This is a genomic window from Mannheimia bovis, assembly GCF_014541205.1.
GTDB classification, from domain to species: Bacteria; Pseudomonadota; Gammaproteobacteria; order Enterobacterales; family Pasteurellaceae; genus Mannheimia; species Mannheimia bovis.
On sequence record NZ_CP061280.1, the window covers coordinates 1,611,016 to 1,633,436 of the forward strand.

The 22,421-nt window shown below is 38.9% G+C and carries 17 protein-coding genes; 8 read left to right on the forward strand and 9 right to left on the reverse strand.

What is annotated here, in order from left to right:
- Window positions 1-35 precede the first annotated feature (35 nt).
- From ICJ55_RS08000 to rnd, 3 genes are read right to left on the reverse strand one after another with little or no spacing between them, the layout of a single operon-like run.
- Complete coding sequence (locus ICJ55_RS08000; RefSeq protein ID WP_188156329.1) at window positions 36-2,714, reverse strand: DNA translocase FtsK; 2,679 nt, start codon at window positions 2,712-2,714, stop codon at window positions 36-38.
- Window positions 2,715-2,724: 10 nt separating this feature from the next.
- The gene (gene lrp / locus ICJ55_RS08005; protein WP_025236006.1) at window positions 2,725-3,207 is read right to left on the reverse strand and encodes a leucine-responsive transcriptional regulator Lrp; all 483 of its coding nucleotides are present in this window, start codon (window positions 3,205-3,207) and stop codon (window positions 2,725-2,727) included.
- A gap of 50 nt (window positions 3,208-3,257) precedes the next feature.
- Window positions 3,258-4,382 carry a ribonuclease D gene (rnd, locus tag ICJ55_RS08010; protein WP_188156330.1) on the reverse strand — a complete coding sequence of 375 codons (1,125 nt, stop codon included), beginning with the start codon at window positions 4,380-4,382 and terminating at the stop codon, window positions 3,258-3,260.
- A gap of 133 nt (window positions 4,383-4,515) precedes the next feature.
- Here rnd and ICJ55_RS08015 point away from each other — a divergent pair, with 133 nt between their 5' ends.
- On the forward strand, window positions 4,516-5,700 hold the full coding sequence (locus ICJ55_RS08015; protein WP_188156331.1) for an ROK family protein: 1,185 nt from the start codon (window positions 4,516-4,518) through the stop codon (window positions 5,698-5,700).
- Between the two features lie 52 nt (window positions 5,701-5,752).
- Window positions 5,753-6,472, forward strand: a complete 720-nt coding sequence (bioD, locus tag ICJ55_RS08020; protein ID WP_188156332.1) for a dethiobiotin synthase — start codon at window positions 5,753-5,755, stop codon at window positions 6,470-6,472.
- Window positions 6,473-6,562: 90 nt separating this feature from the next.
- Here bioD and ICJ55_RS08025 read toward each other — a convergent pair whose 3' ends face one another.
- A complete protein-coding gene (locus ICJ55_RS08025) occupies window positions 6,563-8,938 on the reverse strand; it encodes a TonB-dependent receptor (RefSeq protein WP_188156333.1) in 2,376 nt (791 codons plus the stop codon).
- 162 nt (window positions 8,939-9,100) lie between these two features.
- Here ICJ55_RS08025 and ICJ55_RS08030 point away from each other — a divergent pair, with 162 nt between their 5' ends.
- On the forward strand, window positions 9,101-10,450 hold the full coding sequence (locus ICJ55_RS08030) for a hypothetical protein (RefSeq protein WP_188156334.1): 1,350 nt from the start codon (window positions 9,101-9,103) through the stop codon (window positions 10,448-10,450).
- 39 nt (window positions 10,451-10,489) lie between these two features.
- Here the strand turns inward: ICJ55_RS08030 and ICJ55_RS08035 are convergent, their stop codons facing one another.
- A complete protein-coding gene (locus ICJ55_RS08035) occupies window positions 10,490-10,738 on the reverse strand; it encodes an alternative ribosome-rescue factor A (protein ID WP_188156335.1) in 249 nt (82 codons plus the stop codon).
- Between the two features lie 140 nt (window positions 10,739-10,878).
- Here ICJ55_RS08035 and ICJ55_RS08040 point away from each other — a divergent pair, with 140 nt between their 5' ends.
- From ICJ55_RS08040 to ICJ55_RS08050, 3 genes are read left to right on the forward strand one after another with little or no spacing between them, the layout of a single operon-like run.
- Complete coding sequence (locus ICJ55_RS08040) at window positions 10,879-11,634, forward strand: class I SAM-dependent methyltransferase (protein WP_188156336.1); 756 nt, start codon at window positions 10,879-10,881, stop codon at window positions 11,632-11,634.
- A 31-nt stretch (window positions 11,635-11,665) separates the two neighbouring features.
- Window positions 11,666-12,742 (forward strand): AI-2E family transporter, encoded by a 1,077-nt coding sequence (locus ICJ55_RS08045; RefSeq protein ID WP_025236014.1) that lies wholly within the window; start codon window positions 11,666-11,668, stop codon window positions 12,740-12,742.
- Window positions 12,743-12,759: 17 nt separating this feature from the next.
- Window positions 12,760-13,692, forward strand: coding sequence for a gluconeogenesis factor YvcK family protein (locus ICJ55_RS08050; protein WP_188156337.1), 933 nt, complete (start codon window positions 12,760-12,762; stop codon window positions 13,690-13,692).
- 90 nt (window positions 13,693-13,782) lie between these two features.
- On the opposite strand, the gene topA is transcribed toward ICJ55_RS08050, so the two are convergent.
- Window positions 13,783-16,389, reverse strand: a complete 2,607-nt coding sequence (gene topA / locus ICJ55_RS08055) for a type I DNA topoisomerase (protein ID WP_188156338.1) — start codon at window positions 16,387-16,389, stop codon at window positions 13,783-13,785.
- A gap of 129 nt (window positions 16,390-16,518) precedes the next feature.
- Between topA and ICJ55_RS08060 the strand changes: the two genes are divergently transcribed.
- The gene (locus ICJ55_RS08060; protein ID WP_188156339.1) at window positions 16,519-17,409 is read left to right on the forward strand and encodes a LysR family transcriptional regulator; all 891 of its coding nucleotides are present in this window, start codon (window positions 16,519-16,521) and stop codon (window positions 17,407-17,409) included.
- A 142-nt stretch (window positions 17,410-17,551) separates the two neighbouring features.
- On the opposite strand, the gene ICJ55_RS08065 is transcribed toward ICJ55_RS08060, so the two are convergent.
- Window positions 17,552-17,812 carry a GlsB/YeaQ/YmgE family stress response membrane protein gene (locus tag ICJ55_RS08065; RefSeq protein ID WP_188156340.1) on the reverse strand — a complete coding sequence of 87 codons (261 nt, stop codon included), beginning with the start codon at window positions 17,810-17,812 and terminating at the stop codon, window positions 17,552-17,554.
- Window positions 17,813-17,872: 60 nt separating this feature from the next.
- Window positions 17,873-18,832 (reverse strand): ABC transporter substrate-binding protein, encoded by a 960-nt coding sequence (locus tag ICJ55_RS08070; RefSeq protein WP_188156341.1) that lies wholly within the window; start codon window positions 18,830-18,832, stop codon window positions 17,873-17,875.
- Between the two features lie 229 nt (window positions 18,833-19,061).
- Between ICJ55_RS08070 and glnS the strand changes: the two genes are divergently transcribed.
- Window positions 19,062-20,732 (forward strand): glutamine--tRNA ligase, encoded by a 1,671-nt coding sequence (glnS, locus tag ICJ55_RS08075; RefSeq protein ID WP_188156342.1) that lies wholly within the window; start codon window positions 19,062-19,064, stop codon window positions 20,730-20,732.
- Between the two features lie 317 nt (window positions 20,733-21,049).
- Here glnS and gdhA read toward each other — a convergent pair whose 3' ends face one another.
- Window positions 21,050-22,390 carry an NADP-specific glutamate dehydrogenase gene (gene gdhA, locus ICJ55_RS08080; RefSeq protein WP_188156343.1) on the reverse strand — a complete coding sequence of 447 codons (1,341 nt, stop codon included), beginning with the start codon at window positions 22,388-22,390 and terminating at the stop codon, window positions 21,050-21,052.
- Between the last annotated feature and the right edge of the window lie 31 nt (window positions 22,391-22,421).

Below are 22,421 nucleotides of genomic sequence, written 5' to 3' on the forward strand. Positions count from 1 at the left end.
GATGAAATCTAACCGCTTGTATTTCTAATTAAAGCTTATCTTGCAAGCACTTCTCGTTTTCCACCCTTACCCGGTTCAGACACAATCCCCTGTGCTTCCATTTGATCCACAATTCTGCCGGCTCGGTTAAACCCTAGTGAGAATCGGCGTTGAATGTTACTAATGGAAACCGAACCTGTCTCAATAGTATATTCTACGACTTCGTCAAATAGCGGATCTAAATCTCCCCCTGCATTATCATTTTTAGCGTCATTATCATCTGATTTCGATTCCACAATGCTATCAAGATAGTTAGGTTTGCCTCTTGCTCGCCAGTTATCTGCTACACGTTGTACTTCTTCATCTTTCATAAATGCCCCGTGTACGCGGATAATATCCGGACTTCCCGCCCCAGAGTAAAGCATATCGCCTCGTCCCAATAAGGCTTCCGCACCACCAGAATCTAAAATCGTTCTTGAATCAATTTGGCTTGCAACCGTAAACGCAATTCGACTTGGAATATTTGCCTTGATGACACCGGTAATCACATCCGTTGAAGGGCGTTGGGTAGCAAGAATCAAATGAATACCCACTGCCCTTGCTTTTTGTGCAATTCGCATAATGTACTCTTCCACTTCTTTGCCGGCAGACATCATTAAATCGGCAAATTCATCAACAATTAAGACAATATAGCTTAATTTTTGTAACGGCGGAGGTAAGCTGCCCATTGAATCGCCCGGTCGCCACGTTGGATCAGGAATTGGCAAATTCATTGCTGCCGCTTGGTCAATTTTGGCATTGTACCCTTCAATATTACGCACCTGTAAATGGCTTACTAAAATATAGCGACGTTCCATCTCTTCTACCGCCCAGCGTAACGCATTAGCTGCTTTTTTCATATCGGTTACTACCGGCGTTAATAAATGCGGAATATCGTTATAAATGGAAAGCTCCACCACTTTCGGGTCAATCATAATAAAGCGAACTTGCTCAGGCGTAAGCTTGAACAAGAGGCTTAAAATCATTGTATTCACTCCAACCGATTTACCGCCACCCGTTTGCCCTGCAACTAATAGATGCGGCATTTTCGCCATATCAACCACAACAGGATTACCGCTGATATCCTTACCGAGAGCCATTGGCAAGGTTGCGGTGGTGTGGCGGAATTCATCGCTATCTAATACATCACGCAACCACACGGTTTCACGATGTTTGTTTGGTGTTTCAATCCCCATATAGGGTTTATTTGGAATAACTTCAGTAATACGAATTGCCTTAAACATTAATCCACGAGCAATATCACTGGCTAGACCGGTGATTTTAGATGCTTTAACCCCTGCTGCGGGTTGAATTTCATAGCGAGTAACAACAGGACCGACCAACACATCTTCAACGGTTGCTTTCACACCAAAATTCGCTAATTCTGCTTCTAAACGTACAGAAGTATCACGAATTTCTTGCTCGGTAATTTGCTGTGTTTGAACAGGAGCTTTATCCAGCAAATCCAATGTTGGCAATGGGGTTGTTGGTTTCTCGGTGGTTACTTTGCGTTGTAAAAGTGGGTGAATTAAGGTATCGCCATACCCTTTCGGGTAACTTGGTTGCTCCGTAACTTCTTTCATTGCTTTCGGCGGTGTTACCATAAACTCAGGTGTAATTTCACGCACATCATCAATTTCATCTTCAACCGTTTCTTCGTGCTCTTCCTCAATCACATTTTCAATTTGAACTTGAGGAATGATTGCTTCGTTTTGGATTGTCTCAGTAAATGTTGTTGTAGCTTCTATTTCATTTTCAATTGCGGTATTTAAACGAATTGTCGGCATTTGAACGTCATTTATTTGAATATGCTGCGAGCGATAATCCAATTCTTCAGGTTCAACTTGTTCAATCACTTCATCCGCAGTTTCAAGTTGCGTATTGATATTAATGGTTGGCAGTTCTAAATCCGGTTCAATATCATACATTTCATTATTATTGGTTGCTTCAGTGGCAGATTGTCTTAAACCACTGATATTTGGGCGTTTGAACGCTGAAATATCCGTAAATTGCGGTTGTTTTTCTTCCTCTACATCAACAGTTGTTTCTTGTTCTACTGCAAGCGGTTGATTTTGCTCCGAATTTTGCAAATTGTGCGAGACTTCGTCAGATTTACGATCTTCTGTTTTTGCCATCAACCAATCATAGAATTGCGATAAAATAGGTAGTAGCGACTGAGCCGAGCAGAAATATAGACCTACGACTGTACAAATCATCGCAATAAGCAATGCACCAAACTGCCCTATCGTTTCAGAAAGTACAGATTGCCAAATTCCACCAATAAATCCACCGGAAAGATAGTACGCGGTGTTTGAGAAAAGTACGCTAAATAAGCCTGCAAGCCCAACCATTAGCAAGAGAAAGCTGATTAAGCGGAAGCAGAAAGTTTTCCATTTCATCTCAGAGCTTAAGCCCATACCTAATACATAAATTGATGAAATAATTAAGGCAAAAGGGACTAATACCGCTACTTTTCCAAACATAGCGTAAAGCATATCAATGCTCCAAGCTCCGAAACCACCCGCTTTATTTAAGGTTGTTTGCGTAAGCGTACTTGCGGCTGTCCACGCATTATCTAACGGACTATAACTTGCCCACGCAACCAGTAAATAAATACCCAGCAGACAAGCTAATATAAGCATTAACTTAATTAACGTTTCTTTACCTTTAAAATGTGGTTTGAGTTGATCTAACACTCAATTCTCCTTACTTTAACAACAAATAGTTGGTTTGTTTCACTTCTTCCATTACCACATAGGTTCGTGTATCGTTCACACCCGGTAAACGTAACAAAGTTGTACCAAGTAATTTGCGATATGCCGCCATATCTGCCACACGGGTTTTTAATAGATAATCGAAATCTCCCGATACTAAATGACACTCTTGAATTTCGTCTAACTGCTGGATCGCTTTATTAAATTCCTCAAATACATCAGGTTTACCCCGCACAAGAGTAATTTCCACAATAACCAATAAAGGGGCATCTAATAATTCCGGGTTTAATAACGCTTTATATCCTGTAATCACGTTATTTTTTTCAAGGCGTTTAACTCGCTCTAAGCAAGGCGTTGGTGAAAGCCCTACACGTTTCGATAACTCAATATTTGAGATTTTCCCGTTACGTTGTAGCTCATTTAAGATTTTTAAATCAATAGCATCTAGTGCTTTAGGTAGTTTTTTATGTTCCATATATGCTCCTTTTTAGGCAATTATACTGTGCTAAACACTAATAGTCCTAATTAATTTTGCGATAAAACCGATAATAGTTGTTCGCCAAAAGATTTTCTCCAACCGATTAATAATTCAGGCATTTTTTCTTGCGGCTTGCCATCAATAAACCATTTAAACAGTTGGCTTAACTGGCGTTTGCTTGCAATCAGCTCTGGGGCAAGATCAAGCGGTCGAATTTCAGCTAATTTTTGTAACATCGCTTGCATATTATATTTGTAGCCTTTTTCATCTACTAAACGATGAATAAGTGCAGGATAATCTTCAGGTTTCACAGATTTTCCTTGCTCGACCAGCCAAAGAATTTTTTTGCCGTGAATTCGAACTTCATTAGGGTGCATAAATTCTAATAATTGAGAAGTGTGTTTTGGCTGTATCTTAGCAATTTGAAATAAATTAGCTTCTTTAACCACAAAATTTAACGCAAGATCACGTTTTTCTGCTTCATCAATCCGCCATTTAGCTAAAACTTGTAAGATAGCCAACTCTTGCTGGTTTAATCGCCACGCATTAGCAATATTTTTGTAGGCTTTGGATTTATCTTCAACTCGTTTAATTTTTGCAGATATTGCTTCGCTCTCTTCTTTAACCGCATTTTGCCAGCTGCTTTTTGCTAACGCCTCAGCCAATTTTTCATAAATGGGTAACAAATACCACACATCGGCGGCGGCATATTGTAACTGCTGATCAGTTAAAGGGCGGGCAAGCCAATCTGTGCGAGAAGCAGCTTTATCAAGTTCAATATCTAAATAATGAGAAACTAATTTCGCAAATCCCATTGATATACCAACACCGGCGAAACCAGCCATAATTTGGGTATCCAGCATCGGTTCCGGTAATTGTTTGAATTGATGCTCGAAAGCTTCTAAATCTTCACTACAGGCGTGTAGCACTTTTATTGTGCTTTTATCAGCCAATAATGAGATAAAAGGCGAAAAATCGGAAATTGTAGTTGGGTCAATTAGGCTGACTTGTTTGCCATCATATAATTGAATTAAACCTAATATTGGGTAATAAGTACGGGTGCGGATAAATTCAGTATCAAGTACTACGGCATTTGCTTTTTTAGCCTCTTCGCATACTGCCGCTAGTTGTTCGTTTGTGTCAATCCAGTTATAGCGAATAAAAGATGTCATACTCGTTTTCCATAATTTTTTCAAAGCATAAAATAATTTGTGATCTGTTTCTCATTATAAACAAAAAAAGATTGTTATTTTTTTCAGATCAAAAAATAATTGCCATCATCAAAATGATAAAAGGGATTTTTAAATGTTTTCCGATAACAAAGCCTTACACTTAGGTAAGATTTACCGCTTAATCGAACAATTTGAATTAATTTCAAGAACCGATTTAGCCAAGCTCTCAGGCTTAGCACCGGCTTCTGTAACTAACCTTACTAAAATATTGATAGACAACCATTTTATTTTAGAAAGAACAGTGCAAAATACACTGGCTCGAGGTCGTCCTTCTGTCGGTTTAGCCGTTTCGAATTTCTTTTGGCAATTATTATGCATAACAGTTTCGCCGCATAAAGTTGAAATTTCACTTTGTGAATTAAACGGTAAACAAATTTACAAGCAAGATTATACAATCTCGCCACAAAATTATGTTCAATTAGACAATAACATTTTGAAATTTATTGACAATTTCCAGCAAGCTCACACTATCAATAAAGAACAGTTGCTTGCAGTTTCTGTGAGTGTTGTAGGCAAAATTAATGCAGAAAAAGAGGGCATTATACAATTAGGTAATCACAATATGTTTTGCCATATCACGCCTAAACTTGCCCAATTATTTAACTGCCCCATTTTATTAAGCGAACATTTTCAATTATGGTTATTAGCAGAATCGACTGTCGGTTCTTTAATCAGCCAAAACAATGTAATTTTCATTGAATTAGACGATACAATAAACGTAAGCATACTATTAAGCGGTAATTTGTTACATAAACAGTCAAAAATGAATGTTGATAATATGCATATGCCCAAATTCAGCCAATTAAGTGATGAAACATTCCCTGAATTAGACACTATTGATCGTTATAAATTAATTAATCAAGTTACCTTCCCTGCTATCGTGCAATTAATTGATAAATATTTACCGAATGATTTAGCAACACCGGAACAAAAAATCAGTTTATTTTGTCAAAAAACTGAGGAAAATCAACCGCTTGCATTAACCATTTTAGAGCATATTACCGATAATCTCGCCTATGCTTTAATGAATTTAATCAACATTTTCTCTAGTGAGAAAATTATGTTCAATTCTCCTCTACTTCGGATAAAAGAACCTTTATTTAACCAACTTTCGGCAAAATTACATAAAAATTTGTTACAAGATCTAAAAATTGATTTAGTTACTAGCCAATATGATTGGAATAGCCCATTAATTGCCTGTTCTGCAATAAAACAAGGAATTTATGACGGAAATTTGATCAAGGACAGTATAAATTAGTCTTTTCTTGGTTAAACTACAGGGCGTGAATTTTTTGTTAAAGGAATTTGTAATGCCTTCATTATTTATTACCGGAACAGATACCAATGTTGGAAAAACAGTTGTTACCCGAGCGATTATTCAAATGCTTACTGAGCATCATTTCTCTGTTGTGGGTTATAAACCAATTGCGTGCGGTGGTGATGATTCATTGCCGACCGAGCCAACTCAATATGATTATGCAACGGAAGATAATCCCGATGTATTAACTATTTTGGAAAGTTGTCCGAAAGAGGTGTGTTATCGAGATATCAACAGCTATACGTTTATCCATTCCAGTACACCTGTATTTGCGGCACTAGATGCCGTTCACCATATTCAATTAGAAAAATTAAATAGCGACTTGGCTAAGTTGGAAGAAAAATTCCCCAATGTAGTTGTTGAAGGAACTTATGGCTGGCTTACCCCGATTAACAAAGATTACAGTTTTGCTGATTGGGTAATCCAAAATAATATGCCTGTAGTGTTAGTGGTTGGTATTAAAGAAGGTTGTGTTAATCACGCACTGCTTACCGCAAACGAAATTTTACAACGTGGAGGGAAATTAATTGGCTGGGTGGCAAATCGAGTTAATCCGGGCTTACGCCATTATCACGAATTGATTGAGTTACTCACGCAAAAAATTAATGCCCCATTATTAGGACAAATTCCTTATATGGGGCATCCTGAGCGAAAACAATTAGCCGCCTATATCCAAAACCCGGAACCATTGCTTGAGTATTTTCAGCAATAACAAGCGGTCAAATTTCACTTATTTTCTGCATATAAAAAGAGAGTTTCCCAGTAAAAGAAACTCTCTTTTTGGATTTAAATTATCTCAGGATTAAAATTTCACTTCTAGCCCTAACATAAAATTCCGTCCCGGTTGAGAAACGAACTGATGATAAGAAGTATGAATATAAACAGCTTGGTTCAGCAAATTCGTGCCGTTTAAACTGATTTTATACTCTGCATCTTTAAATTTATTGCTATAACTTAAGCCCAAATTCAACATTGAATGCCCTTTAGTCGGGTATTCCAACTGGCTCAAACGACGTTGGCTAAACATACGATAAAATTCTGCCTCACCTGCCCAATTTTCATTAAATTGAGCATTCACACGTAAACCTAAACGTAGTGGCGGCGTTCTTGGCGTATTCATATCTGCACGATAAAGCAAATAAGTTTCGCCCGGTTTGGCATTTTTCGGTAGATACTCTTTATGAATTCCACCTACTTTTACAGGAGGTAAATCAGTTAGCCAACCTCGTACCATATCGCCAAAAATCGTTGCTTGATATTGTTCATTAAAACGATAACTCATCTCTGCTTCTAAACCATAAAAACGAGCCTTAGATTGGCTGTAACGACGCATAAAGAGATGATTTTCTCGATAGAGATTTTCGTTAAAAATATAGTTTTTGAAGTGATTATAGTAAACAGAAGTTTTATAGCCAAACTTCTCACCTTGGTAGCTCAACCCAAGCTCAATATTATTCGACTGCTCTTTTTGTAGATCTTTATTACCGTATTCAAACGAACTTGTCGCCAAATGCGGACCGTGGTAATAAAGCTCCATTGGCGTTGGGTGGCGTTCATTATGTGATGCCGTTAACGAAAGCTGATAGTCTGGATGGAAGAACCAGTTGAGCGTGCCTGAATAAGCATAGGCAGTTTTATTATATGGCGATAAATCCGGCTCAACCTGTCTGCCGCCCGACTCGCTGTAGAATTTTTGTAAACGTCTGATTTCATCAAGATCGTAGTCGATCTCAATTTTCTGTTTCTCAATTCGTCCGGCAAGCTCAAGGGCGAAGTTATCCCACATATACTGTTCAATCGCAAATAAGCTCAACTGCTTATTATTATTTTCAACCAATGGGAAACGAACTTCACGGTCGTTCGGAGCATTCATACTACTTTTCTGCGTATGATATTGCACGCCCCAAACACCGGTTAAGCCGCCAATCGGTGAATGATAAAACTCCAAGCGGCTGTTTTTACCCCGATTTTTGTAAATATTGACCGGCTTGCCATAGTTCTGATCTTTCTTCAACTGCTTATTCACAAAAGTGCTGACCGAACCGGCATCTTTTTCATCGTGATAATAATTCACATCGGTATAGCTGGCTCGGATTTTATCTAAACCTCTAAACGGTTTTAACAGTTCGCCTTTCACATCAATTCGTTTGGATTTTAAATCCACCCACGGACCTTTGTGGGTATGGTCGTGGGTATGACCATACGGATTATCGTGGCTGTGCCCTGCATCCATTTCGTGATCGGTTCCGCAATGGAAGTGTGGACCGTGGCTAATCAGATCTTCATCCAGTAAATGTGGATATTTGTAGGTGTAAGCATATTTATCGCGTACTTCGTTATAGATATGCCCGATACATTCATCAAATTTATGGTTATGCCCCGGCAAGCCGTAGGTGTCGGTGCGTTCATTATACGCTGCTCCAATATAGCCACGCTCGCCCACAAAAGATAAGCCCACTGTGCCGACACGAGAGCGGTTGTAGGTATCCGGCACATAATTGAGCCTTTCGCCAAGCTGCAAACTTTTGACACGATAGTTATCACTATGGCGAGCTAATCCCTCCACTCGCAAGGCAACGTGCTGACCTAATCCTAAAGTTGCCCCTAAAACACCTAATCGCTCTTTACTGGCGGTATCAAAACGGCTATTGAGCTCTACTTCATAACCTTTTTCCGGCACAATCGTTGGAATACGTTTATCCACGACATTCACGACCCCAGCCGGCGAACTGCTGGTATAAAGCAACGTGCTTGAACCACGTAATACTTCTACTTGGCTTGCCAAAAGTGAATCAGCAACTACGGCGTGATCAGGCGAAAGGCTGGACATATCCACCACATCCGAGCCATTTTGTAAAATTTTAATGCGTGCACCTTCTTGCCCACGAATAATCGGCTTACTTGCCCCACCTCCAAATGGGTTACTGTGTACGCCTAATTCAGCAGATAAGGCATTTCCTAAGGTTGCCGAGCGTTTTTTAAATTCTTTGCCGTCAATGATTTTATCGCTGACTTTGAGCAAGGTGACCTCACTGCCTTGAGCAATTACCGGTGTTGAATTATTACCGATAACGGAAACTTCATCTAACACGGCAACGTCTTCATTGGTTTGAGCAGCTAAGGCAAGCGTACTTAAATGGGCGGAAATCAGCACCGCCAAAAGGGTTTTATTTGTCATTTTTCTTTTCCCATAAATAAATTAAGGTTAATAAGTTACGCTAAAATTTATCAGCTTTCAATAATAACCATAAAAAATTTATATATATTTTTATGTTTTACTCTTGCCAAACAAAAAATATCCATTAATATTTTATGGCTTTTTTAAAAGGAGAATTTTTTTATGCAATCTAAACTCAAATTAACTTTAGCGGCGGTTGCCGTATCTATTGCCCTAAGCGGCTGTAAATCTACCGATGGCGCTCGTGTGGTTGAAAAACCAAAAGCTGAACAAGCGGTCGAAATTACTAAAAAACCTGCAAAATCGGAAAATGCAGGCTCAAATAAACCTGATACAAAGGCTGAAACAACAACGCCGACAAAACCTGATACGCCGATTAAACCAAAACCATCTGAGCAACCAAAGCCTGTTGTGCCAGTCAAACCAACAGAGCCGGCTAAACCCGCTGAACCTAAACAACCCATTGAACAGCCAAATCCTGCTGAACCGACTGAGCCGACTAAACCTATTGAAGAAAAACCGGTTGAACCACAAAAACCGACGCCATCAACCGCAGTAAAACCGGTTAATGAAGACAGTTCAGGCAAATTATGGCGTGTAATTCCATTAGCTAATCATGGTTTATTAAGTGATGCCGGTACGGTAAGACGCGAAGATCGCGATCACTTTGTTCATCCTGATTCTGATGATTCAAAATCCCCTTTTGTGGCCAGAGAAAATGATAAGTCTTATAACTATTACTTGGTACTAAATCTTGGTACGGAGGATAAAGAAAATGTCAGAATCCCAACCTTAATCTCAAACGGAGAAAGTTATTTGGGTAAACATTCAGGTGTGTTAAAAGATCATCAACTAGAAGGGAAACAACTTCTAGTTGGAAATGAGGATATGCCTGATGCCAAACAGATTAATTATCTCTACATCAACCAACCTTACTCAAGCTACGGTGCGTTATTTACCAATGAAAATGATAGTTCATTGTTTAATATCCGCTTAACGACAGGGCGAGATGGTAAAAAACAAAGTGCGGAAGGCAGTGGCTCAAGCTATGCTGAATATGGCGTGTTTGATATTGTCAACGGAAAAGCCCAATGGAAAGATGGTTTAGTAGGGGATGCTATCTATAAAGGTAATGTCATCGCCCGATTTGAGAAAATAGTTGATGGTGAAACTATTGCCTATGCTCCACAGCTTGATGGCGATGTTACCTTAAAACTCCATCTTGATAATGAATGGGAAAAAAATAAGCTCACAGGTGAAATTAACAGCGTAACGTTAGGTAAAATTAAACTGGATGAAAGTAAATTACCTGATGCGATATATTTAAGAGAAAGTATCAGTTTTAGTGACGGTGAAATATCTTATGTTGAAAAAAATAGCAATTTATCAGGCTATTATTCAACCGAATTTGTTGGTGAGAATCTCAATGATGCGGTAGGTAATATTGAGTTAGAAAGCAACAAGAGAGAAGGTATTACTAAATATAACGCTGTATTTGGTGGCACAAAATAATCGTTCAGTAAATATAAGGTAAAGACCTTAGCCTATTATTTACATACTGCGATTTTTAAAATAATGAAGAAACCCCATATAAAAATACACTGAATGAATATTTTTATATGGGGTTTCTCCTTTAACATATAATGTTTTTTTGTGTTTTTCATTTCGGCGGTAACTCCCCTTGCCTTTACGATTTTTCTCTACTCGCATTTTAAATAGCGGATCTGTTACTAACGCTTTTACTGCACTCTCTTGGATATCGCCACGCTGATGGAGATAACCATTATTTTGTTTTGCCATACTATTTCCCTCTTCATAAAAAGTAAGCAATATTCTGTCAAATTCATCTGCCGTTGTATATAAAAATTGGGTATAATTGTTAAAATTTCAATGCAAGCGGTCATATTTTCAGATTATTTTGCAAATTCAGAGGTTTTATTATGAAAAAAGAAGAAGTTGGACATCATTTTTTAGCTCGCTTAGGTAAAACCCGCTTACGTCCGGGTGGCAAAGTTGCAACGGATTGGTTAATCGGGAGCGGTGATTTTTCAAAAGACAAAAAAGTATTAGAAGTTGCTTGTAATATGGGAACAACCGCTATTCAACTGGCAAAACAGTTTGAATGCCAAATTATTGGTATTGACTTAGACGAAGAGGCTCTTGAAAAAGCCCGTGAAAACATCAAAGATCAAGAAGTTGAGCATTTGGTTCAAGTACAAAGAGCAAATGCGACAAAACTGCCATTTGAAGATGAAAGCTTTGATATTGTGATTAACGAAGCAATGCTTACAATGCTCCCACAAGAAGTAAAAGAAAAAGCCATTCGGGAATATTTCCGTGTGTTAAAACCAAACGGTTTTTTGCTCACACACGATATTATGCTAAACACAGATAATGCAGATGAATTATTAGCTGAGTTGCGTGATGCGATTAATATCACCGTATCACCACTTACAAAGCCGGATTGGAAAGCGTTATTCCACCATTGCGGCTTTAGAAATGTGGAAACTTTTTCAGGCGAGATGTCGCTACTCTCTCCGAAAGGTCTAATTCACGATGAAGGCGTATTAGGGGCAATGAAAATCGTAGGAAACGCATTAAAACCTGAAAATCGTGAAACGTTCAATAAAATGTACAAAATTTTTAACGATCCTGACCAAAAGTTAGGCTTTGTTGCGGTTTGTAGTCAAAAATAATTTTCCAGTTAGTTAAAAGGCAATACAAAATATGTTTCAAATGTTGCGAGAGTGGTATCAAAGAAAATTTACCGACCCACAAATAGTTGTGCTATTTGGTATTCTTTTAATTGGGTTTGGCATTATTTATTTTTTCAGTGATTTATTAATGCCGCTATTAGTCGCTCTCGTATTTGCCTATTTGCTTGAATGGCCAACCCGCTTTTTAACGGTTAAATTAAAGTTGCCAAGAACGTTAAGCGTTATTTTAATCTTAGGTAGTTTTATCGCCTTGCTGTCATTCTTAGGGGTAGTATTGTTACCAACCTTATGGAATCAAGCGGTAACTTTTATTCAAGATCTGCCGTCAATGTTCAACTTGCTCAATGCTTGGGTGCAAGGATTACCTGAACATTACCCGGAATTGGTGGACTACGCCACTGTTGATTCAATTATGAATACCGCGAAAAGCAATATTTTGAGTATGGGAGAGTCGCTTTTAACTCTTTCTATTAACTCTATTATTAGTTTGGTTGGATTAGGTATTTATACATTCCTAGTGCCGTTAATGGTATTTTTCTTATTGAAAGACAAATTAGTGTTAATGCGTTCATTTAGCAAAGTATTACCACAAAACCGTCGCTTAGCTACACGCGTTTGGTTTGAAATGCAACAACAAATTGCTAACTATATTCGTGGTAAATTTCTGGAAATTGTAATTGTCGGAGTTGTAACCTACATCATCTTCCTCTTTTTTGATCTACGCTATCCGTTACTGCTTTCTGTTGCAGTAGGGATTTCAGTATTAATTCCCTACATTGGTGCGGTATTAGTAAGTATTCCGGTAATGTTGGTCGCCTTATTCCAATTTGGCTTATCTCCTGATTTTTATTACTTAATGCTTGCTTTTATTATTAGTCAATTACTAGATGGAAACTTACTTGTGCCGTATCTATTTTCTGAGGCAGTTAATCTACACCCTCTCACCATCATTATTGCCGTGCTGATTTTTGGTGGATTATGGGGCTTCTGGGGCGTATTCTTTGCTATTCCATTGGCAACATTGGTTAAAGCTGTGGTTCAAGCCATTCCATCTAACCATACAGATGCAATTATATTAGAGAAATAAGCGGTTTTTTATAAAGAATGGATACTCAACAACTCTCACAAAAGCCTGCTCGCCACCATCATCTTAACCGACTCAATGCCGTTGTTGCCTTAGGAGGCGGACACGGTTTAGGACGGCTACTCTCTGCTCTGCCATTTTTAAAAGAACGGCTCACAGGTATTGTTGCAACCACCGATAATGGCGGCTCAACAGGACGTATCCGCTCTCAACAAGGTGTAATTGCTTGGGGCGATTTACGCAACTGTTTGAATCAAATTATTGTAAAACCTACGGTTGCCTCTCGCCTTTTTGAATATCGTTTTGGTGGAACGGGCGAACTCAGCGGGCATAATCTCGGTAATCTCATTCTTACCGCCCTTGAAAATATGCAAATCAGACCGCTTGATGGAATTAACCTTGTGCGAGATTTGCTACACGTTAGATCAAAGCTTATTCCGATGTCGGAAACACCTGTTCATTTAATTGCAGAGTTACAATGTGGCACAAAAGTATTGGGCGAAGTTCAAATTGATGCACTGGCTGAAACACCACATCATTTAGAGCTAGATACGCCTGTCTTAGGCACGCCGGAAGCGATTGCTGCTATTCAAGAAGCAGAGTTAATACTACTCGGTCCGGGCAGTTTTTTTACCAGTATTATGCCGAATTTGCTGGTTTCGGATCTTGCTCAAGCTATTCATCAAAGCCAAGCTAAAGTCATTTTTATTGATAACATCGGGCAAGAACACGGACCTGCCGGGAATTTATCGCTTAATCAGCGAGTTGAATGGATTGAGCACTGTATCGGGCAATCTCGCATAAATGGCGTCATTACAACTGATGATGAACCATCTATACTTCCGCTGCATATTAAAACACTGCGTAAAAATTTATCGGCTGATGATGTTTATTACCGCCACGATCGCCATAAATTAAGCAAAGCGATTGATGAATTAATTCAAAATCTATAACTAAATAAAACAAGCGGTTAAATTTCTCTAATTTTTTGCAATTTGCAAAATGTAAAAGAAATTTAACCGCTTGTACTTTCAATCAATTCATTATTTTGAACGCTCTACCCACTTACCATCAACGTAATCAACAATCCATTTGGTTGCCTTACCGTTTTTCTCTGAAGTTACATATTGGCGTTTTTCTTTACGACTAAAACGAATAATCGCCTCATTTCCTTCGGGATCTTGCTGCGGAGCATCCGCAAGATATTGTAATTTCTCCGGCAATCTATCACGATACAAGGCTAATTCTGCCACTTTCGGAGCTCGGCTTTCACGCACTTTCGGGAAATTATGAGCCGACATAAATACGCCACTTGCTCCATCTCTTAACACAAAATAAGCATCTGCCTTTTCGCACTTTAGTTCAGGAAAAGCAATAGGTTCTTCTCGTGGAGGGGCAACTTCACCATTTTTCAAAATTTTTCGGGTGTTATCGCAGCTTGTGCAACCCATATATTTGCCAAAACGACCTAATTTTAAGTGCATATCCGCACCACATTTATCACATTCCACAACAGGTCCGTCATAGCCTTTAATTTTAAATGAGCCTTGTTCGACAACATAACCATCACAATTTGGGTTATTACCACAAACGTGAAGTTTACGCTCAGCATCAATCACATAGCTATCCATCGCTGAATCACATTTCGGACAGCGTTTGCGTGCCATTAAGGCTTTTGCCTCAGAATCTGAATCCAAGACATTCAAGAATTCGGCTTCAGGAATTAAATTCATCGTGGTTTTGCAACGTTCTTTTGGTGGTAACGCATAGCCTGTACAACCTAAGAAAACCCCTGTAGAAGCAGTACGGATAGCCATTTTTCTGCCACAAGTCGGACAATCAATATCTGTCGGCACAATGCTGTTTGGCTTCATCCCTCCTTCAAGCTCATCTAATTCCGCTTGGGTTAATTCTTCAGAGAAATGTTTGAAGAAACTATTTAATTCCTCTTTCCAATTCTTATTACCCTCTGCAATTTGGTCTAAAACTTCTTCCATATTGGCAGTAAAGTCGTAATTCATTAAATCTTTAAAAGATTCATTTAAACGATCGGTAACTACCTCACCGATTTTTTCCACATAAAAACGTTTGTTTTCAGTGCGAACATAGCCACGCTCTTGAATGGTCGAAATAATTGAAGCATAAGTTGAAGGGCGACCAATTTTACGCTCTTCAAGCTCTGTAACTAATGAAGCCTCATTAAAACGTGCAGGCGGTTTGGTAAAGTGCTGGCTTGGTACCACTTCATCAAGTTTGAGTTTTTGGTGAAGTTCTACTGCCGGTAATTCTTGATCTTCAGGATTTTTCCCTTGTACCGGCAATACTTTCGTCCAACCATCAAAACGCATTACACGTCCGCTCGCTTTTAATTCATAATCTCCGGCACTAACAGTTAATGAAGTAGAATCGTAGCGTGCAGGCAACATCTGGCAAGCTAAAAAACGACGCCAAATTAAGTCATATAAACGTTCAGCGTCTTTATCCATACCTTTTAAATCAGCCATTTTTACGTTCACATCAGATGGTCGAATCGCTTCGTGGGCTTCTTGTGCATTATCTTTACTGCGATACACATTGGCTTTCTCTGGCAAATAATTTGCCCCAAAGTTATCTTCAATATAACCACGAGCCATCGCTAGAGCTTCACGGCTTAAGTTTGTAGAGTCGGTACGCATATAGGTAATATAACCCGCTTCATACAAACGTTGAGCCAACATCATTGTTTTCTTTACCCCAAAGCCTAAACGTGTGCTTGCGGTACGTTGTAACGATGAAGTAATGAATGGAGCAGATGCTCGAGAACTAGTCTCTTTTGCTTCAATATTAGAAACAATAAAATCACTTTTTTCTAATGCTTGAACCGCAACATTCGCATCTTCTTCATTTTTTGCTGAGAATTTTTTGCCTTTGTGAGCCGTCAATTCAAGCGGTAATTTTTTACGATTAATTTGCGTATTGGCTAAAATGGTCCAAAATTCTTCACTTTGGAAAGCTTTAATTTCACGCTCTCGCTCAACTAACAATTTCACCGCGACAGATTGCACACGCCCGGCAGATAAACCTCGAGCGACTTTTTTCCAAAGTAATGGCGATACCATAAAGCCCACCACTCGGTCTAAAAAGCGACGGGTTTGTTGGGAATTCACGCGATCAATATTCAGTGGTTGCGGATCTTCAAATGCCTTTTTAATCGCATCTTTGGTAATTTCATTAAACACAACTCGACTAAAGCGGCTATCATCACCGCCAATAATTTCACGTAAATGCCACGCAATAGCTTCCCCTTCTCTATCCAAGTCGGTTGCCAGATAGATATGGTCTGCTTTCTTCGCCAGCGATTTTAATTCAGATACTACTTTTTCTTTATCAGGCATAATCTGATAGTTCGCTTTCCAGCCGTTGTATGGATCGATTCCCATACGTTTCACTAAAGCTGTACGTTCTTTTTCTGCCTTTACTTTTGCTTTTTCTGTTGCACTTAGCCCTTTAGTTGAAATCGGCTTTGCTTTTTCCGTTTTTTCATCACTGCCGCTTTTCGGTAAATCACGGATATGCCCCACGCTTGATTTCACAACATAGTCGCTACCAAGATATTGATTAATTTTTTTCGCCTTAGCCGGAGACTCCACAATAACGAGTGATTTTCCCATAGTTTATTACCTAATTTTTAATAATTATTTGGATTTTCTTGAAATTATTTCTTTTTTGATTGATTTTTCAATATACTATTTTTACGATAGCAAGCCTTAACAGAAATTACAATATAAAGAAGAGAGAAAATGGACAAACTAAACGCAATCAGTTTATTTTGCAAAGTGGTTGAAACACAAAGTTTCACTCAAGCCGCACAGCAAACCCAAATCTCACTGCCAATGGCGAGTAAATTAATAGCTCAATTGGAAGAATATTTAAATGTGCGTTTATTACAACGTACCACTCGCAAAATTACGCCAACGGAAGCGGGACTGCTCTATTATCATCGTTGCTTGCCTATTTTAAATGAATTGAAAGAGGCAGAAGCAAGCGTGAGTAATATTAGCTCAACGCTGCAAGGCAAAATCACAATGTCTGTACCAATGGATTTTGGTTCTCGCTTTATAGCCCCTTATTTAGGGAAGTTTATGGAAGGCTACCCTAATTTACAACTTCACATTGAATTTAGCGATCGCCGAGTTGATGTGATCGCCGAAGGCTTTGATTTAGTTTTGCGTATTGGTAGCCTTGCGGATAGCTCGATTGTAGCGAAAAAAATTGCTGATTCGCACTTAATGCTAGTTGCCTCTCCTGACTATTTAGCCAAAAATAACGAGCCCCAAAGTCTAGAAGAACTCAGTAAACGTGGTTGCTTGCTTTACGAATATCACCCACAGTGGCAATTCACGCAGCAAGGACAAAAAAGTAGCATTAAGCCTGAGGGAAAAATTTACAGCAATAATGGCTATGCCCTAGTGCAAATGGCAAAAGCCGGATTAGGTATTATCAATATTCCTAAATTTTTAATAAAGGAGGAACTCAAAAATGGAGAGCTAGTGCCGATTATGCCATTTTTAGAACAAGATTCGTTACAAATCAGCCTACTCTATCCAAACCGCCGTTACCTTTCCCCTAAAGTTCGAGTGCTGATTGATTTTTTCTCGCAATTGATGGAAGAACAACAGCAATATCTGTAAATAAAATGGCTGTAACCGATAGTTTTAGTTACAGCCATTTAAATTGCAAAAAATATAGAAATCCGACCGCTTGTAGATATTCAATCACGTAAAAAACAAGCAGTTATTTTCATAACTGCTTGCTCAACATTTTTCTTATTTATTAATCAAAAATTCTTAATTTTCTTAAGATAAAAATTAACAACGCTGCACCTAGCACACCGAAGAAAATTCCAACTAGGTTGAAATCGCCCGCTTTGTATGCAGAGCCAATGCCTAATATGTCACCAAATAACCAACGCCCTAAAGATGAGCCCACAATACCTACAATGATATTTTTACAAAGACCACCTTCACTTTTCATTACAATTGATGCTAACCAACCAATAATAGCACCGACAATAATTGCAGCAATCCAGCCCATAACATACTCCTTTGTTTGATTGAAAAAATTTAATAACTTCTCGCTATTATTCCATAATTATTAAAAGGTTTCTTTTGCTTCTTTTAATAAATCTTGAGGTAAATTAACACCTAAGTCTTTTGCTGTCTTTGTATTAATAGAAAGCTCTAATTGACTTACTTCCTGTGTTGGAATTGCACCAGCTTTTTCACCTCTTAAGACACGAGCTGCAGTTTTACCCGTTGCAACACCAATATCATACTGGTTTACAGCATAAGCGGCAAGTGCACCACGCTGAACAGTATCACGATCTGATGCAATAACCGGAATTTTTGCCTCTAAAGCCGCTTTATGTAAGGCTTCATAAGCAGACACAACGCCATTATCTTCCGAAATATAAATAGCTTGTACTTTACCGTTTAAACTGCGAGCAGCGGTACCAATATCTGCGCTACGTTGAACCGCAACAGGGACAACATTGAACCCTTGCTTTTTCGCTTCTTCTTTTAGTTCTTCTAATACAATTGTAGAATTGACTTCACCTGCACTATAAACATAACCAACTGATTTTAATTCAGGCACTAACGTTTGAATAAGTTTTACTTGTGGAGCGATTGGTTTGTGATCTGAAATTCCCGTTACGTTCGTACCTGATGGCTCCCAAGATTTCACTAATTTTGCTGCAACCGGGTCGGTTACACCGGAGAAAACAATCGGAATAGAACGTGTTGCTGCAACCACAGGTTGTGCGGAAGGTGTAGTAATCGGAATGATAATATCCGCTTTATCGCCAACAAATTTGCGTGCAATTTGAGCCGCTGTTGCAGTACTCCCTTGTGCTGATTGATAGTCAATTTTAATATTTTTACCATCAACAAATCCTTCACGTTCAAGCTCTTCAATGACACCTTTTCGAATGGAATCTAATGCCGGGTGTTCAACAATTGCTGTAATTGCTACATTTTGAATTTTATCTTGGCTGAATGCGGTAACAGAGAACGCACTTAATACAGCAACTAACAATGTTTTACGAAATTTCATACATACTCCTTGATTTAAATCTTGCACTATTGCAATAGTACATTTTTATTCAAAGATAAGTAATTTTAGAAATTTGTGCAAGTAGAATTTTTTATTTTCCTATAAACAGATTTTAACTGATTAAATATTAACCTTTCATACCTTAATCCAATTCTTTGCAAACTCTTTTAGATTATTGCAATAACGTGTAGAATAAGTGGTTATTTTACTTAAAACATTAGAGAGAACTATGAGCGAAGACATTTTAACGGCTGAAACAGAAACCCGAGCCAATTTTATTACCCATATTATTGATGAAGATTTAGCAAGCGGTAAGCATAACAACGTTTACACCCGTTTCCCACCGGAGCCAAACGGTTATTTACATATTGGTCACGCTAAATCAATCTGCTTAAACTTTGGTATCGCTCAAGAATACAAAGGTAAATGTAATCTGCGTTTTGATGATACCAACCCGGTAAAAGAAGATGTGGAATACGTGGATTCTATCAAGCAAGACGTGGAATGGTTGGGCTTTAAATGGGAAGGCGAACCACGTTATGCCTCTGATTATTTTGACCAACTTTATGGCTATGCGATTGAGCTTATCAACAAAGGCTTGGCGTATGTAGATGAACTTTCGCCTGAAGAAATGCGTGAATACCGTGGTACTTTAACCGAGCCGGGCAAAAACAGCCCTTATCGTGATCGTTCGGTTGAAGAAAACCTTGCCCTATTTGAAAAAATGAAAAACGGCGAGTTTGAGGAAGGTAAAGCGTGTTTGCGTGCCAAAATTGATATGGCATCGCCGTTTATCGTAATGCGTGATCCGGTAATTTACCGTGTGAAATTTGCCTCACATCACCAAACCGGCGACAAATGGTGCATTTACCCAATGTACGATTTCACCCACTGTATTTCAGATGCGATTGAGCGAATCACCCACTCTATCTGTACGTTAGAATTCCAAGACAACCGCCGTTTATACGATTGGGTGTTGGAAAATATCAGTATTGAACGCCCGTTACCGCATCAGTACGAATTTTCACGTTTAAATTTAGAAGGCACTTTAACCTCTAAACGTAAATTGTTGAAATTAGTAACAGACGGCATTGTTGATGGCTGGAATGACCCTCGTATGCCAACCATTTCAGGCTTACGCCGCCGTGGCTATACCCCTGCGGCACTGCGTGAATTCTGTCGCCGTATCGGTGTAACAAAACAAGATAATGTGGTGGAATACTCCGCACTTGAGGCGTGTATTCGTGAAGATTTAAACGACAACGCACCTCGTGCGATGGCAGTAATCAATCCTGTGCGTGTAGTAATTGAGAATTTTGGTGAGAAAGAGATCTTAAAAGCACCAAACCACCCTAACCGCCCAGAATTAGGCGAGCGTGATTTGCCATTTACCCGTGAGCTTTACATTGACGAAGCCGACTTCCGTGAAGAGGCAAACAAACAATACAAACGTTTAGTATTAGGTAAAGAAGTGCGCCTGCGTAATGCTTATGTGATTAAAGCTGAGCGTGTCGAAAAAGATACAAGCGGTCAAATTACCACTATTTTTTGCACATACGATCCTGAAACATTAGGTAAAAACCCTGCTGACGGACGTAAAGTGAAAGGCGTTATTCATTGGGTTTCAGCGGAAGATAACAAACCGGCTGAATTCCGTATTTACGATCGTTTATTCACTGTGCCAAATCCGGGTGCGGAAGACGATATTAATGCGGTGTTAAACCCTGAATCTTTAGTGGTGAAACACGGTTTTGTTGAGCCAAGTTTAGTGAATGCCAAAGCGGAACAAGGCTATCAATTTGAACGTGAAGGCTACTACTGCTTAGACAGCAAAGATGGCTCTGCAGATAACCTCGTCTTTAACTTAACCGTAAGCTTAAAAGAGAGCGTTGCGTTCTAAATTAAAGTGCTGACTTGAACAAATGCCGACATTATTTTCGGCATTTTTTCTGCTTTTCGTTTATTTAAGCCATAAAAAAAGCCCCAATCTTGGGGCCACTCGGAAAGCAAATTTATGTGTTAGGTTGCTAGATACAACACTTATTTTTGTTGCGTTAAGATTAAGTGAATTTTTAAATGGTTTCAAACAAATTTTGTAAAAAATGCTAACCAATGTTTAAAATTGTGATCTACTTCATATTTTTATTGCTCAATGAAGTAAAACACCAGCGATAAAAAAGCTCTCATTACTGAGGGCTGAAAATACATCATTTAAAATTAAACCACGCCTTGCTCTAACATCGCATTTGCCACTTTTTTGAAGCCTGCAATGTTTGCACCATTTACATAGTTAATGTAACCATCTGATTCTGTACCGTTTTCCACACAATTTTCGTGGATAGATTTCATAATATTGAATAAACGTTGATCCACTTCCTCACGAGACCAAGAAAGGCGAATTGCGTTTTGGCTCATTTCTAAACCAGAAGTTGCTACACCACCTGCGTTTGCTGCTTTACCCGGTGCATAAAGAATTTTCGCACCGATAAACACTTCAACACCACCTAAAGTAGTTGGCATATTCGCACCTTCTGACACGCAGAAACAACCGTTTTTCACTAACTCTTTAGCATCTTCGGTATCTAATTCATTTTGTGTTGCACAAGGTAATGCGATATCACACGCTACACCCCACGGTTTTTGACCTTCAAAGTATTGTAAACCTTCTTCTTGTGCATATACCGATAAACGTTCACGACGTTCATTTTTAAGCACTAATAACGCTTTTAATTGTGCTTCAGTCATACCTGAATCAGAGAATAATACATAACCGTTAGAATCTGAAACAGTTAATACTTTACCGCCTTTTTGGATTACTTTTTCTGCTGCATATTGTGCTACGTTACCTGAACCTGAGATCACCACACGTTTGCCTTCAACAGACTGACCACGAGTGTTCAGCATAGATTCTGCGAAGTAAACTGCACCGTAACCTGTTGCTTCAGGACGAATTAAGCTACCACCCCAAGTTAATGATTTACCCGTTAATACAGAAGTAAACTCATTGCGTAATTTTTTGTATTGACCAAACATATAACCGATTTCACGACCACCCACGCCAATATCTCCCGCCGGTACGTCTGTATCCGCACCGATATGGCGGAATAATTCGCTCATAAATGCTTGGCAGAAACGCATTACTTCTGCATCAGATTTACCTTTTGGATCGAAGTCTGAACCACCTTTACCGCCACCCATTGGTAATGTTGTTAAGGCATTTTTGAATACTTGTTCAAACGCTAAGAATTTTAATACGCCTAAATCTACTGTTGGGTGGAAACGAATACCACCTTTATATGGACCGATTGCAGAGTTCATTTGCACACGATAACCACGATTTACTTGCACTTGACCTTTATCATCAACCCAAGTTACACGGAAACTGATTACACGCTCAGGCTCAACAATACGCTCTAATAAACCTTGCTGAGTATATTTAGGATTTTTTGCTAAGAATGGTGCAAGGCTACCAAATACTTCTTCAACTGCTTGGTGAAAAGGTGCTTGGTTAGGATCACGTTGTTTGATTTTTTGAAAAAGTGCGTTTAAATCGCTCATTGAATACTCCTGATATTTTGATGTTGTGTAT